This is a genomic window from Streptococcus sp. HMSC10A01, assembly GCF_001807785.1.
Classification (GTDB): domain Bacteria; phylum Bacillota; class Bacilli; order Lactobacillales; family Streptococcaceae; genus Streptococcus; species Streptococcus gordonii.
The window spans coordinates 184,041-197,714 of record NZ_KV790965.1 but is presented as its reverse complement, the minus strand read 5'-3'; the positions used below and the strand labels follow the sequence as shown (position 1 = coordinate 197,714).

General features: G+C 42.4%; 15 protein-coding genes. 1 reads left to right on the top strand and 14 read right to left on the bottom strand.

The window, feature by feature from the left end:
• The first annotated feature begins 132 nt into the window (after nucleotides 1-132).
• Nucleotides 133-591, top strand: a complete 459-nt coding sequence (locus tag HMPREF3108_RS02545; protein ID WP_070493180.1) for a hypothetical protein — start codon at nucleotides 133-135, stop codon at nucleotides 589-591.
• A gap of 253 nt (nucleotides 592-844) precedes the next feature.
• Here the strand turns inward: HMPREF3108_RS02545 and HMPREF3108_RS02540 are convergent, their stop codons facing one another.
• From HMPREF3108_RS02540 to HMPREF3108_RS02475, 14 genes are all read right to left on the bottom strand, one after another.
• Nucleotides 845-1,399 carry a GNAT family N-acetyltransferase gene (locus HMPREF3108_RS02540; RefSeq protein ID WP_012000706.1) on the bottom strand — a complete coding sequence of 185 codons (555 nt, stop codon included), beginning with the start codon at nucleotides 1,397-1,399 and terminating at the stop codon, nucleotides 845-847.
• 166 nt (nucleotides 1,400-1,565) lie between these two features.
• A complete protein-coding gene (locus HMPREF3108_RS02535) occupies nucleotides 1,566-2,231 on the bottom strand; it encodes a potassium channel family protein (protein WP_045635245.1) in 666 nt (221 codons plus the stop codon).
• Nucleotides 2,232-2,241: 10 nt separating this feature from the next.
• The gene (locus tag HMPREF3108_RS02530; RefSeq protein ID WP_012000707.1) at nucleotides 2,242-3,591 is read right to left on the bottom strand and encodes a TrkH family potassium uptake protein; all 1,350 of its coding nucleotides are present in this window, start codon (nucleotides 3,589-3,591) and stop codon (nucleotides 2,242-2,244) included.
• Entirely contained in the window at nucleotides 3,588-4,139 is a 552-nt protein-coding gene (locus HMPREF3108_RS02525) for a putative immunity protein (protein WP_012000708.1), read from the bottom strand. The genes HMPREF3108_RS02530 and HMPREF3108_RS02525 overlap by 4 nt, the downstream gene beginning before the upstream one ends.
• A 176-nt stretch (nucleotides 4,140-4,315) precedes the next feature.
• A complete protein-coding gene (locus tag HMPREF3108_RS02520) occupies nucleotides 4,316-4,555 on the bottom strand; it encodes a KH domain-containing protein (RefSeq protein WP_008809259.1) in 240 nt (79 codons plus the stop codon).
• Between the two features lie 18 nt (nucleotides 4,556-4,573).
• The gene (gene rpsP / locus HMPREF3108_RS02515) at nucleotides 4,574-4,846 is read right to left on the bottom strand and encodes a 30S ribosomal protein S16 (protein WP_008809260.1); all 273 of its coding nucleotides are present in this window, start codon (nucleotides 4,844-4,846) and stop codon (nucleotides 4,574-4,576) included.
• A 123-nt stretch (nucleotides 4,847-4,969) separates the two neighbouring features.
• A complete protein-coding gene (locus HMPREF3108_RS02510) occupies nucleotides 4,970-5,659 on the bottom strand; it encodes a hypothetical protein (RefSeq protein WP_060553494.1) in 690 nt (229 codons plus the stop codon).
• A 106-nt stretch (nucleotides 5,660-5,765) separates the two neighbouring features.
• On the bottom strand, nucleotides 5,766-6,722 hold the full coding sequence (locus tag HMPREF3108_RS02505; RefSeq protein WP_070493177.1) for a CPBP family intramembrane glutamic endopeptidase: 957 nt from the start codon (nucleotides 6,720-6,722) through the stop codon (nucleotides 5,766-5,768).
• A 23-nt stretch (nucleotides 6,723-6,745) separates the two neighbouring features.
• Nucleotides 6,746-7,366, bottom strand: coding sequence for a TIGR01906 family membrane protein (locus tag HMPREF3108_RS02500; protein WP_060553492.1), 621 nt, complete (start codon nucleotides 7,364-7,366; stop codon nucleotides 6,746-6,748).
• Nucleotides 7,359-8,129: a TIGR01457 family HAD-type hydrolase gene (locus HMPREF3108_RS02495; RefSeq protein ID WP_060553491.1), complete on the bottom strand. Its 771-nt coding sequence runs from the start codon at nucleotides 8,127-8,129 to the stop codon at nucleotides 7,359-7,361. Before HMPREF3108_RS02495 ends, HMPREF3108_RS02500 begins: the two co-directional genes overlap by 8 nt.
• Before the next feature lie 11 nt (nucleotides 8,130-8,140).
• Nucleotides 8,141-8,881 (bottom strand): acyl-[acyl-carrier-protein] thioesterase, encoded by a 741-nt coding sequence (locus HMPREF3108_RS02490; protein WP_070493174.1) that lies wholly within the window; start codon nucleotides 8,879-8,881, stop codon nucleotides 8,141-8,143.
• 3 nt (nucleotides 8,882-8,884) lie between these two features.
• Entirely contained in the window at nucleotides 8,885-10,015 is a 1,131-nt protein-coding gene (gene hemW / locus HMPREF3108_RS02485) for a radical SAM family heme chaperone HemW (protein WP_070493171.1), read from the bottom strand.
• Nucleotides 10,016-10,151: 136 nt separating this feature from the next.
• Nucleotides 10,152-11,897, bottom strand: coding sequence for an ABC transporter ATP-binding protein (locus tag HMPREF3108_RS02480; protein ID WP_070493166.1), 1,746 nt, complete (start codon nucleotides 11,895-11,897; stop codon nucleotides 10,152-10,154).
• A complete protein-coding gene (locus HMPREF3108_RS02475) occupies nucleotides 11,890-13,656 on the bottom strand; it encodes an ABC transporter ATP-binding protein (protein ID WP_070493163.1) in 1,767 nt (588 codons plus the stop codon). Before HMPREF3108_RS02475 ends, HMPREF3108_RS02480 begins: the two co-directional genes overlap by 8 nt.
• Nucleotides 13,657-13,674: the final 18 nt, after the last annotated feature.

Here is a 13,674-nt window from a genome sequence, read left to right as displayed (position 1 = left end):
TAAGGGGGAATTCCCTTACCTATATTTATTTGATTAAAGTTGCTATTTGACGTATAATTATACATATAGAGCCTCAACACTATAAACACCCAAGTGTGTTTACGCAAAACTAGAAAGAAGTTGGTGATACCTATGGGAAAAAAATTAAGCAAACTTCTGCTCTCTACTGCTCTTCTAGCCACAACAGCTGCCAGTCTGACTGCTTTGACCCAGGTCAAAAAAGGCCAAGCACTGGAAAATGAAACGAGAGAAACTAGAAATGTCTCAGCCCTTGACGAAAAAATTGCTCAAATTGGTAATCCAACCATCAAAGCATTTCTAGAATACTATGCTAGTCAGAACATGACCTCCGCATCATCTCTTCCAATGATAGATGATTTAGAGGCGGATACACGCATCATCGTTATTGAGATAGACTATGCAGATACAAGCCTACCACCAGCCATTGGAACATCAGTCGATGGATCCGAAGGGCCTGTCGGTGGAACTGTTGATACTGATGGCAATTACATTGAGTTTGATACTAGTGACCATAGCAAATCCGCAACTGTTCAGGAGGTTCGAGATGCGGTCGCACAAATCCTAGGGTGATAAATTCCTAAAACAATGCTTACTCATTGGCCGAGTTTCTATCTCGGTCATTTTCTATTCCTAAAAATGTATCATATTACTGTAAATCTTGTTTTTCCTAAAAATCTATGCTAAGGTAATGGAAAAAATATAAGAAGGAGGGTCTGCTATGATGAGAAGTGGGCATCTTATTTACAAGGTAAAATACCTAATAGTAAAAACAAAGCAATCTTTTATTGATCCAAATCTCAATTGAGCTCCTGAGAACTTCCTTTTAATAATCGCTGAAACGTCTATGTTTGATTTCAAAGTCGAAATAATTCTCCTCCTGAAGTCGGTGGAAAATGTCTCGGTAGGCTTCTTCGTCAAAAGAACCCCCTCGATAAAGAATTTCAAAACTAAGATCGTCATATTCTAGAAATGCATTCGACGAGCGGAAACCCTTGCTGTGATAGAAATCCCAGCGAGCTTGACGCTGTTCAATATTATCACACGGCTCATCTAAGCGCTCAATTTCTAAAATCATGGTTTGCTGATAGAAATTGACCAGCTTTTCGATGATTTCACCGCCATAGCCATGGCTGCGCAGGTGGGGCATAATCGCAAAGAAACTAACATAAAAGGCTTGCGCGTTGGAGATGGCAAAGGCAAAACCAACAAATTCCTTTTCATGATAAAAGGCGAAAAAATTAGCATCTTCCTGTTCCTCATATCGTAAAAATTCACTGGGCGGTATCCTTTCCTCTTCTGGAAAAGCTTCATTATTCAAGGCTTCTACCTTATCCAAATCTGGAAAATCTGCTGTAATGATCTGGCTGGTTAAGCTCATAAAATCACTCCTTTTCTTGTGGTAGTATAACAAATTTTACAACTGGTTTCAAAAAAGAGCCCTGAAAGAGCTCCTATGTATCGATTTTTTCTTCATATAATAGAAAGGTGCCGAATGCCTAGTTAGAATCGGTTGGACTCCCAGCGAAGAGGACTTATTCTAGCTGCTACTTCACTATTTCACGTAAATTATCCAAATGCTGGTTATCAGTCACAGCCATAATGCTGACACCTTCTTGCCAAACAAAGTCTGGAGTAAACTGGCTTTCCAAAGGCTGATGTTTTTTCAGACGGTAGCCGATAATATTAAGATGATAAAGCCTGCGAGCATCTACTTCACGGACCGTTTTCCCGACCCAGCTAGCAGGCAGTTCAAACTCAGCCACCACTACATCATCATCCAGCTGGAAAACCTCAATCGAATGATTAAAGAGAATGGTCTTGGCCAATGAAATACCAGCCTCCACTTCAGGCAGAATAACCAGATCAGCTCCCACCTTTTCCAACACCTGCTGAGTTACTTCATCCTTGACCTTAGCAATGACATTTTTTACACCCAATGCTTTGCAGTGCATGACCGCTAGGACGCTGGATTCCAGACTTTCTCCCGTCGCTACGACGACCGTATCACACGCCCCAACGTCTGCCGCCTCTAAAAGCTCCATATCAGTAATGTCCCCGATCACACCAACGGCAATCATGTCTTCATACTGATTGATTGTCTCTTCGTGATTATCAATCGCAATGATTTCTACATCTTGAGAAATCAAGCCCTCAATGATACTCTGTCCAAAAATCCCCAAGCCGAGGATTCCAACTGTTTGATTTGCCATTTCTTTTCTCCTATCCAATCATAATGTCCGCCTTGCTGTAATGCAAGGTTGCAGCATTCTTCGGTTGATAATGGTTAAGACTGACCATAAGCGTCAGCGGCCCCACCCGTCCAATAAACATTAGCAACATAATCACAATCATACCAGCTGTATTGAGGCTGGTAGTGATATTTGCCGTGACACCAACTGTAGCCAATGCCGACACAGTCTCAAATATCAGGTAAATAAAGCGATGACTGCTATCGGTCACTAGCCCCAGTGCTAAAAGTCCGAGCAGAAATGTCAGCTGAAAAATCACTGTCACACCAAAAGCCTTCTGCACTAGCTGAGGAGACAGCGTTCTCCGCCCCATATTGGTATGAGGCAAGCCCAGAATTTCCTTTCGGGCAAAAAGCAAAAGAACTAAGAAGGTCGTAATTTTCAGACCGCCCGCTGTACCACCCGGAGCCCCTCCTAGAAACATCTGAAGTAGATAGATAAACAGTGTTACTGGACGAGCAGCCGTATAATCTATGGAAGCAAACCCAGCTGTCCTCATACTGACTGTCTGGAAAAAGCTAACCAGTAGCTTATTGCCAAAGGAAAGATTGCCAATCGTTCCAGGATTATTGTACTCCGTCCAGAGACTCGTGACCGTCCCAAAAACGAGGAGACCAGCAGTCAGCAGCAAGACTACCTTAGTATGAAAGTGCAGCCCCTTCTGTTTTCCTCCCAATTTAGTCGCCAAGTCAAACCAGACCATAAAGCCCAGTCCTCCAGTAATGATGAGGAGAGCCAAGGTGATATTGACCAAAACATCTGTCTGCAAGCCTAGTAGGCTATCATTACCAAAATTATCAAAGCCCGCATTACAAAATGCAGAAACAGCTAAAAAGATAGAATTAAAAATCCCTTTTCTCAGACCAAACTTGGGAATGAAGCGAATCATGAGAAGGAGCGCACCCAGTCCTTCGATAGTAAAAGTCGTGATAAAAATCGAACGGACAAATTGACCTAAGGTACGATTGTGACCATAACTAAAACTATCCCGCAGAATACGACGATCCTTGAGGCTGAGCTTTTTCCGACTTTCCATGGTGAAAAATCCGATAAAAGTCAGGATGCCCAAACCACCAATCTGAATCAGCAACATACAAAGGAGCTGGCCCCAGACATTGTATGTATCCACGACCGATCGAGTAAAAAGCCCTGTCACACAGACCATCGAGACAGCAGTAAAAAGATGATCCAGATAGCCTGCTTGGGAACTAGCCGTCTGCACCCAAGGCAGACTGAGTAGCAAGGAGCCACAGAATATCACCAGAAGAAAAGACAAGATAATCTTTTGCGCTGGTGATAAGCGTGAAAATAAATGCTTCATAAAGTTTCCTTTCCTGATCTAATAAAAGCAGAGGCTAGCTCTATCTGCCCTTCTCTTTCCTTGGCAGCCAGTTGCAAATCATCCGGACTCTGCAAGTTTCTGACTTTGATAGCATAATCCGCTGCGACAATAGCATGGCCCCGCATGTGGCCTGTTGCGACTGCTTGGGCAAAGACACGCGCAGCATATTTACCGATTTGTGATTGGGCTTGCTGCGACAGTTTGTTAGCCAAGAAACCAGCCGTCCTTAGTTCATAGGCAGATGCCCTCCCATCAAGTCGAGCTTTAAAAACCTCACTTACCTGAGTCAAAATCTTCTGCTTTTCAGACTCATCTTCCGCATCAATCAGAGGTATAAAGCTTGACGCCATTTTCATAGCCCATCGAGCCAGTTGCCCCTGAGGAAGCTGTTCCAAGACAAGCTCCAATTCCAATCTCTTCTCACCATCATCTAGGATTTTCAGCTTGTAAGGACTCGGTAAAATCACTTGGCTATTCTCATAACACGTACGCTCATGAGCGTTCCAAGCATAATCTTCTGGCTTCATATGTCCTCCAGTTTCGAATTTTTCTAAACTCGCCCCTGCATTTCGTTCTTCTCTTAAATGGAGTACCCAGCTCTCGGAGAGCTCGAACTGTATCAATGGTCCTAAACTCAACTGCGCCTAAAGGCTTGTTTCATTAATGGCCATAGAAAAAACGGGACACATAGCCCCGCTGCTTCTTATTTCTCATCAATGACGATGCGAACTTTTTTATCTTCGGTTGGGACAGAGTAGACAATCGTTCTTATGGCAGAGATAGTACGACCTTTACGACCGATAACACGTCCAACGTCAGTTTGATCAAGATCGAGATGATATTCCATAAACTCTGGAGTATCTTCGATTCGGATAGTTAAGGCATCTGGTTGTGAAATCAAAGGTTTCACTATTGCAATAATTAGATTTTCAATCGTGTCCATAATCAACCTACAATTCTATTATTTAGAGTATTTTGAATCGTGGAATTTCTTCAATACACCTTCTTTTGAAAGGATGTTGCGAACTGTATCAGATGGTTGCGCACCATTTTCCAACCATGCAAGTACACGGTCTTCTTTCAAAGTCACTTGGTTTTCAGCAACAAGTGGGTTGTAAGTTCCAACTGTTTCGATGAAACGTCCATCACGTGGTGAACGTGAATCTGCTACGTTGATACGGTAGTAAGGTTTCTTTTTAGAACCCATACGAGTCAAACGGATTTTAACTGCCATTTTTAAATTTCTCTTTTCTGTTTTATATTTTAGTAAATAACAAAGCTATTTACTGACAGATATTATCTTACCATAGTTTTATGAAGGTGTCAAGAAAAAAACTTGACAGGATTGATTTTTGTTTCACTGGGAAACTGCAACATTCTTTTCGGTTGTCTGAGTTAATAACCCAGCTTGATCCATTTCACGAATCAATTGTTTTATTTGAGATTCTTTACCGGGTTTTACAGTGATCGTATCGATGTGCCTTATGGCTGAATTATCCTGAATATCAACCAAGGTTAAAGCCTTCTCATAATATTCAATCCCTTTTTTTAGTCTTTCCTGATTGTTCCATTGTAGAATTGAGTAATTTACAGACTGATCTTTCCCAATCTCTTTATAGTAGTCCCTACCTTTTTCTTCTAAAAACTGATATAAACCAGTATTTAATAAATTTTCCCCGACCTCAGCATAAGAAATATCCTCTAGCTGTACAACATATACCTCAATTCGGTTGTTTGTTCGTTTGGGACTTTCTTTTAGTACAGGGTGACGCTGAATCATTTCTTCTGAAAAATGAACAGTAAATGTAAGTCCTCCACCTTCATAATGATAGCTTCCATCAGATTCGACTTTTTCTGGCTTCAAACCTAGAGAAGTAAAAATTTTTTCGATTTTTGTATTACCTTCCCTTATATCGCTAGGGGATGCCTTAAAAAGATTAAAAGTTAAGGGATTAAAAGTTGAAAAAAGTATCAAAAGTCCAATAGTTAGAAAAACCGCAAAAGCAATCAAAATTGCTTTTAGGAGTTCAGCTACTTTATCATTCATTTTTTACTCCTTTGAATCTACGATGAACCTCCAACTCGCTCCTATGCAAGAACTCAGACCGTAAAATTGTCAAGATTTGGATTTCCCAGAAGGTCTTCTCAGACTATTAAAGAAATAGCATATATATTGCATTTCCAATCATGAAAATCGTAAAGAGCCAAAACCAGACAGACATAAAAGCTGAACGAAAGCTTCCTCTCTCAGGTTTATTTGTCTTGATATAGGCAGAAATCTCTTTACGAAGACTGTAAAGGAAATAAAGGGCTAGACCACTTCCACCATAGAGTAAGATAACGTGCACAAGTCCAACTAAAACTCCCGGTAAGTGGCTATAAAGCAATGCTAAGCCATCTCCAAGGACAAGATTGTTGAAAATGTGAAGTCCTATAGCCCAGAATACAGAATATTCTAGAGTGACGTAAGAGAAAATGAAACCAACAAAGGTAGCGAAAATGATCTGAGGTAAATTGCCATGAAAAATTCCAAATAAAAGGGAAGAGAAACTGATGGCAAATACTTTTCCATATTTTTCAAAAGTCCTTAGTCCAGCAACTCGGAAAATCAACTCTTCTGATATAGGACCGACAATAGCACTGTATAAAAACATCGTCCAGGTTGTCGAATCTGCAGAAGCAGCCTCAACTGAAGACATTAATGAGAGGCCAAAAATATTCAAAAAGGATTCAAATACCTGACTAAACAAGTTAAAAAATGTCTGGGCAAGTAAAAGCAAGCTAGTCAGAATAAGAAATGCTTTGGATGTCATTGATCTTTTTTTATATTTAAGATCAGTGCTAAAAAGTTGCTTCTTACGATATAACCAGAAAATCAAGAGGCCAACTGGTACCGCACAAAGATACATACCCCCATCATTTGCTAGAAATTGTGATGCAGCTTCCTTTGCAGCTTGCAAATCTCCCCCTCTATGCTGATAAATAAAAATCATCAGGGTAACAATTGAATAAACAGTCACGACTGCCGACATAGCTAAAGTATACAAGAGACACAAGCCTGAAAAACGAGCAACATCCTTGCGGATTTCTTGATTAGTTTTACTTGGCATAAATATTTCCTTAATTAAGTTAGTCATTTAACCTTTCTGCTCAGGAAATACAAGGTCGAAAAAATTCCCTCATACAGCAAAGCAAAAAGAATAAAAGCGTGCATGAAAAATTCTTCAGGTAGAATCCAAATGACTGGATCCTTGGCTGGATCAAACAACCAGGTGCTATCACCAACAAAAAGAACTTGATGAAAGAGCGTAAAAAAATTGTTAAAACCAATCATGAAGACCAGTCCTGTTAGAACAAGTGGCAAAAGACTAATCATTAGAAAAGCCCGTCTGTAGAGACCTAAAAATCCCTTTTTGACTACTTTTTTGATAAAGAAAAACAAAGCAGGCAGAGTAACTAGAAAAATAGCTTGCGCCAAGTGAAAAAGATACTTGACTGCCTGAAAATGATGCAGACCTGCTGCCGACGAACGGAAATCCGGCATCGCCAATTTTTGACTAAAAGGATTGGTCAGGTAATTCATCAAAATATTAAAATTATACTGAATGGTCTCTGATTTTAAATATACTTTATCTGGCAGGTTGAAATAAGAAATCTCTATTGGGTATAAGAGCCAAGCCAGATAAATGGTTAACATGATAGCTGTTGCCAGCAAGCACAAGACGCTGGCTGAAAATCTTACCTTATCACGCATCGAAGTCCCACTCCGCTAGGCTAGACAAGACATATGTCGGTTGGATCGGCAGATTTGGCACCTCTTCTGGCAGTGTAAAACCTGTTGTAACCAAGAGGGTCGGAATACCATTATCAATTCCCGCCCGAATATCTGTCAGATAGTTATCACCCACCATGACCACTTCTTCACGCGCCAGTCCTAGATGCTCTATGGCTTTTTCCATGATAATGGCATTTGGCTTGCCGATAAAGGTCGGCTCAACCCGAGTGGCTGCTTCCAAGAGGGCATTGATAGCACCCGCTCCTGGCTGCAGTCCTCGCTCAGTCGGAATATTGAGATCTGGATTGGTTCCGATAAAGTGAGCACCCTTTTGAATGGCCAGAGTCGCTATTGTTAGCTTCTCATAGTCCACTTCCCAATCCAACCCCACTACTACATAGTCAGGATTTTCTGTATCTTCTATATAGCCAGCTTCTTCAATGGCATGTTTAAGCCCGACATCTCCGATAACATAGACTTTCTTGCCCAGATTTTTCTCCTGCATATAGTCAATGGTAGCCAGAGTTGCTGTGTAAATGGTATCAAGTGGTGTCTCAATGTTGAAATTCTCAGCTAACATGGTTTGAACCATTTCTGGCGTGCGTGTAGTATTATTGGTCACAAAAAGATAGGGAATTTTGCGTTTCTGCAAGTCATGCACAAAGGCTTCACCAGCCGGAATTCGGCTCTTGCCCTTATAAATCGTACCGTCTAAATCAATCAAATATCCTTTATAAGTCATTTCTACTCTTCCTAACTTTCCTGATTAAACTCTTGCCAGGTAACCAAAGCCTGAGCATTCACTTCACCTTCACTGGAAATCTGGTGATTACTTTGTAGACCATCTAAGTCGTAGCTTGAAGCAATCATGCCGCCTGGTCGAACTTCTTTGACATACTTGAGATGGATTTTCTTAGGAATATACTTCATGAGGAAATCCGCTCCCATGACCTCAAAAATCCAGTCCAGATACTTGCTATTATTGACATGGCCGTTCATATCCAAGTCGTAAAAGCGCACATGGTAGTCCTTGCTGACAGGATTTTCTAAAGCCGGATACTTGGGACCACGCAGTAATTTCTTGGAAAAATCAGACTGATAAGGAGCGACAATCTCAGGTTCAACTGCATGAACCTTGCGACTATCCCGATCCATAAGGACAAAAGTTGCCATCATCTGGATAATGGCCTCACCCGTTTCATCAAAAATCGTGAAGCGACGGTAGCAAAAAAGCCGGTTGTAGCTCAAGGCTTCAGTCTCGATGGTAATTTCCTCCGCAAATCGTGGCAGACGTGTCACATCGATATCGTAATCCGTGATAATCCAAACTAGGTTATACTGATCCAGCATATCCTTGTCACTGACGCCAAGTTCGATTGACTGCATCCCCGATACCTGCAAGGAAAGCAGGATGACATCTGGAAGCTTGATATGGCCATTCATATCCGCCATATCGAAAGGAATTTTCATTTTCATTTGATAAGTTAAGCCCATGATTTACTCCAATATAAATTTCTCAGCAACCGTATCTCCCAAAAAGAGACCCTGTTTGGTCATTCGCACGATATCTCTGTCCGGCACTAGCAAGCCCTGTTCGGTCAGCTCAGACACCACAGCTCCGTACTGGTCTTCAAAGGAAATACCGAATTTTTCCTCGAAGCGCTTTTTAGAAACACCTGATTTCTTGCGCAGTCCTAGAAACATCTCTTCTTCCATCTTTTCTTTCAGCGTCAGCACTTCTTCCTGCACACGGGTATTGCCTGCTTCCACCGCCTGCAGATAATGACGAATTGGCCCGTGGTTTTTATAGCGAACACCATCGACATAGCCAGACGCTCCCGCTCCGATACCATAATACTCCGCATTGTCCCAGTACATGAGGTTGTGACGGCTCTCAAAGCCTAGCTTAGAAAAGTTAGAAATCTCATAATGCTCAAAACCCGCCTTTTCCAGCTCAGCTATAATGTATTCAAACATCTCTGCTTCCAAATCTTCCTTGGGTAGAGGCAACTTCCCCCGCCGCATCCGATTCATGAATACCGTATGATTTTCCAAAATCAAGCTGTACAGACTCATGTGAGGAATGTCCAGGGCAATAGCCTTGGCTACATTGGTTTTCACATCTTCCATAGTTTGCTTGGGCAAGGCATAAATCAAGTCAATTGAGATATTGTCAAAGCCCGCTTTTTTGAGATTGGCAATATTCTCATAGATGTCTTTTTCTAAGTGACTGCGGCCAATCTGCTTGAGCATGCGGTCGTTGAAAGTCTGTACGCCCAGAGAAACCCGATTGACAGGCGAGTCTTTGAGTACAGCAATCTTCTCCTGATCTAAGTCCCCAGGATTGGCTTCAATGGTCAGCTCCTCAAGATAAGACAAATCAAGCTTATCCGTCAGCTTTTCCAGTAAAAAAGCCAACTGAGGCGCCGATAGAGCGGTCGGAGTCCCTCCACCGATATAGAGGGTACGGAGCTTTTGGATATCGTACGAATGATACTCCTCAATCAAATGCTCCAGATAAGAATCTACAGGCTGGTTTTTGATAAAAACCTTGGAAAAATCGCAGTAATAACAAATCTGAGTACAAAAAGGAATGTGCACATAAGCAGAGGTTGGTTTGGTTTGCATAGTACTTATTATACCATATATTATAGACAGTTAAGGGAGAAAGTTATCTTATATTTTGCATTAGAAAAAGTAGCAAGCTATTTATTTGCTACTTTTCTAATTACGATGTGAATTTCCTGTTAGCTAAGATATTTCTTTAACTTTCCGTATCTATCCGCCAGCTGGCAGCTGTTTTTCTTTCTTGGATAAACTTACTGTAGATACCTTTTTTAGCTAGTAAATCTTGGTGTTTACCCTGCTCGACAATGTGGCCTTGATCCAGCACCAAAATCTGGTCTGCATGCTCAACCGTCTTGAGTCGGTGGGCAATCATGATAATGGTCTTATTGCGAGTCAAAGCCTGAATAGCCTGCATGAGGGCTTCTTCGTTTTCTGGGTCTACATTGGCTGTTGCTTCATCCAGAATGATAATAGGTGCATCCTTGATAATAGCCCGAGCAATGGAAATGCGCTGACGCTCACCTCCAGAAAGGCTGGCACCTCCTTCACCAATCTTGGTATCATAGCCATCAGGTAGTGAGAGGATAAAGTCATGACAGGCAGCTTTCTTGGCAGCCTCTATTACTTCTTCCTGACTAGCCTCCGGCTTGCCAAAACGAATGTTATTGGCAATGGTATCCTCAAAGAGATAGACGCTTTGGAAGACAAAGCTGAAATTACGAATCAGGCTGTCATAGCTATAATCTCTAACATCATGTCCGTCCAGACTGATACTTCCCTGGTCCACATCCCAGAAACGGGCAATGAGGTTGCAGAGCGTTGTTTTGCCTGATCCAGATGGTCCGACCAGAGCAGTTGTTGTTTTTTCTGGAATAGTGAGGGAAACCTGGTCAATGATTTTCTTATTTCCATAAGAGAAGCTAACGTCTCTCAGCTCAATCCGGCTATTCTTAGGCTCAATATCCTGACCACTGATATCCATCGGCTGGATAGCCAAAACTTGATTGACCATATCAACCGACAAATCAACGATGCGCAGGAGAGAAGAGAAAGAGCCAACGCCGTCTAGATTTTCATAAATCATAAAACCACTGACAATCATCATAATGGTTACCAGCAGCTCCATACTGCCATTGAGATAAAAATAGATAGAGAAAAGACCCATAAAGAGACCGGTCAGCTTGGTCACCATGCCTTGGAGGGCAATGTAAGGTGAGGTCACGAGTGTCATTTTGGTATCTAGCTGACTCTTGCCTTCAATAGCCTTGGACAGCTTCTTGGCAGAACGGTTGACCAGATTGTAGTTCTTAACTTCAGCAATCCCTTGGCTGTACTCTAAAACAACGGCTACTAGGTCCATATCCGCCTGATACTTGTCATCAGAAACCTTGCCAACTTGCCAACGCATGAGGGTATTCGGCAGGAGAAAGAGGACGAGCCCCACCAAGAGAACCAGACCAACCCGCCAGTCATAGAGAAAGACTAAAACGGTGATGAGACCAGTCGTCAGAAAGCCCTGCACAGTCATCATAACCACTCGCGTAGCTACATCAGACAGTCCTTCCAGCGTATTGGTCGTAACACTGGTAATCTTGCCTAAGCTATTTTGATTAAAGTAACCCATGGGCAGATAGCGCATGTGCTCCGCAATTTCAATCCGCTTCTGAGCACAGGTATGATAGCCCGCTTCCGTCTGAAGCATGGTTATTTTCAGGGTAATCCAGACGTTTAGCACAGTGGATACCAACATGATACCCAGAGCCAGCCAGAAGGTCTGCATAGAGAGATTCTTCTCAATCAGTCCCATAAGGACTAGGCCAATTGCTGGAATACGTAGAGTGATAATAAAGGACTTGATGATACCCAGATAAATAGATTGATAAAATTTCTTACGATCTTCTGCCGTACAGAAATCAAAGAATTTCTTCAGTATATTAAGCATGAGTCAGCCCTCCTTCCATCTCACTATTATCCCTAGTAGCAATATGGGCCTTCCACATGGAAGCATAAAGCGGACTTGCTGTCAGCAATTCTTCATGTCGTCCTCTAGCTTCGATCCTGCCATCATTAACTAAAACTATCTGGTCTGCACTCATAATCGTAGACAATCGGTGGGCAATGACAATCAAGGTCCGTCCTTCAATCAGACGAGCTAGACTGGCCTGAATCCGTGCTTCATTTTCCGGATCTGTATAAGCAGTCGCTTCATCCAAAATAAGAATCGGCGCATCCTTAAGCATGGCACGAGCGATAGCAATCCGCTGACGCTCCCCACCAGATAGATGACCACCACCAGATCCGACCTGAGTCTCAAAGCCGTCTTCCAAGTTCATGATAAAGTCATAACAGCCACAGCGACGGGCGATTTCGATGACCTCTTCATCAGAAGCTGCTGGATTGCCCATCCGGATATTGTCCATAATAGTCTCATCAAAGAGATAGTTATCCTGGGTCACGTAAGCAATCTGCCGACTGTAATAGTCTAGTGGAAGCTGGCGAATGTCCAAGCCACCATAGGTAATCTGGCCAGAACTGACATCCCAGAAAGAAGCTAGAAGCTTGGCAATTGTAGACTTACCTGAGCCTGATGGCCCGACCAAAGCATTGATGCTGCCAGCCTGAATATCTAGCGAAATACCATGCAGTACTTCCTCTTCATCTGTATAGCCAAAGCTGACATCCGTCATGACCAGATCCCTTCCTTTTGGAAGTTCTTTCAGCTCCTGAGGCCTTTTTAAATCAGGCTTTTCCAAAATATCAATGACTTGACCAAAAATAGTGCCGATTTTCCGTAAATCATCCATGTAACTAGCCACTAAAATCAGAGGAGTCAGAAGACTGAGCGAAAGAATGATCATTAGAATGAAATTACTGGCAGTCAAACTACCTTGCAGATAAAAATAACAGCCAGCCGGTAGCAAAAAGAGCAAGCCTGATGGCAGAAAAGCAGTCACAATGCCCATCTCTAAATTGAACTTGCGCATCCACTCAATAAAGCAGTCTGCTCCTTCTCTAGCAGCTATCACAAACTTATCGTAAGAGAACTTTTCCTTGCCAAAAACCTTGATAACCTCAATCCCATTGATGTATTCCACCGCTGTATCATTGAGCTTTTTGGTCTTGACCAGAGTATTTTGATAGTCTGCTTCGCTATTGACAGCCATCCGTATATAGGCCAGCGCCACGATGGGAATAGTCAGGAGAGACAGCAAGGTCAGCCGCCAATCGATGACTAGCATGGCAATGAGGACAATAATCGGACCAAAAATCCCGGCGGTAAACTCTGGAATCAGGTGAGCCAAGGTCGTTTCGGTCGCATCCACCCGCTCAACGATAATGTTTTTATAACTGCCTGATGACTGACTAAGCACTGTACCTAGAGGCAGCCTAGCTAGCTTGTCTGTCAGGCGACGCCGCATTTCCGCTAAAATCTTAAAAGTAGCCGTATGCGACAGCATGGTGGAAATACCGTGAAATCCCCAGTAGCCAATCCAAGCCAGACCTGCCCAAGCTGACTGCTGCAGGTAGAAATCCCAGTTTTTATTGCCAGCCAAGAGCTGATTAATCATTCCACCAATAAAGAAATAAGGCAGAAATCCTGAAATCACAGAAGCAAAGGCAAAGATCAGACTGAGCACAAAATATATCTTATGAAGGGAAACAAAGTCCCAGATCCAAGCAAGGACAGATTTTTTCTTCATAGAATGTCCTTCTTTCTA

Bases quoted from the DNA above. Each gene is read 5' to 3' on its own strand.
- HMPREF3108_RS02530 (WP_012000707.1), bottom strand. From the start codon at position 3,591: ATGAAGCATTTATTTTCACGCTTATCACCAGCGCAAAAGATTATCTTG.
- HMPREF3108_RS02480 (WP_070493166.1), bottom strand. From the start codon at position 11,897: ATGCTTAATATACTGAAGAAATTCTTTGATTTCTGTACGGCAGAAGAT.
- HMPREF3108_RS02505 (WP_070493177.1), bottom strand. From the start codon at position 6,722: ATGCCAAGTAAAACTAATCAAGAAATCCGCAAGGATGTTGCTCGTTTT.
- HMPREF3108_RS02520 (WP_008809259.1), bottom strand. From the start codon at position 4,555: ATGGACACGATTGAAAATCTAATTATTGCAATAGTGAAACCTTTGATT.
- HMPREF3108_RS02495 (WP_060553491.1), bottom strand. From the start codon at position 8,129: ATGACTTATAAAGGATATTTGATTGATTTAGACGGTACGATTTATAAG.
- HMPREF3108_RS02500 (WP_060553492.1), bottom strand. From the start codon at position 7,366: ATGCGTGATAAGGTAAGATTTTCAGCCAGCGTCTTGTGCTTGCTGGCA.
- HMPREF3108_RS02490 (WP_070493174.1), bottom strand. From the start codon at position 8,881: ATGGGCTTAACTTATCAAATGAAAATGAAAATTCCTTTCGATATGGCG.
- hemW (WP_070493171.1), bottom strand. From the start codon at position 10,015: ATGCAAACCAAACCAACCTCTGCTTATGTGCACATTCCTTTTTGTACT.
- rpsP (WP_008809260.1), bottom strand. From the start codon at position 4,846: ATGGCAGTTAAAATCCGTTTGACTCGTATGGGTTCTAAAAAGAAACCT.
- HMPREF3108_RS02510 (WP_060553494.1), bottom strand. From the start codon at position 5,659: ATGAATGATAAAGTAGCTGAACTCCTAAAAGCAATTTTGATTGCTTTT.
- HMPREF3108_RS02545 (WP_070493180.1), top strand. From the start codon at position 133: ATGGGAAAAAAATTAAGCAAACTTCTGCTCTCTACTGCTCTTCTAGCC.
- HMPREF3108_RS02535 (WP_045635245.1), bottom strand. From the start codon at position 2,231: ATGGCAAATCAAACAGTTGGAATCCTCGGCTTGGGGATTTTTGGACAG.
- HMPREF3108_RS02475 (WP_070493163.1), bottom strand. From the start codon at position 13,656: ATGAAGAAAAAATCTGTCCTTGCTTGGATCTGGGACTTTGTTTCCCTT.
- HMPREF3108_RS02525 (WP_012000708.1), bottom strand. From the start codon at position 4,139: ATGAAGCCAGAAGATTATGCTTGGAACGCTCATGAGCGTACGTGTTAT.
- HMPREF3108_RS02540 (WP_012000706.1), bottom strand. From the start codon at position 1,399: ATGAGCTTAACCAGCCAGATCATTACAGCAGATTTTCCAGATTTGGAT.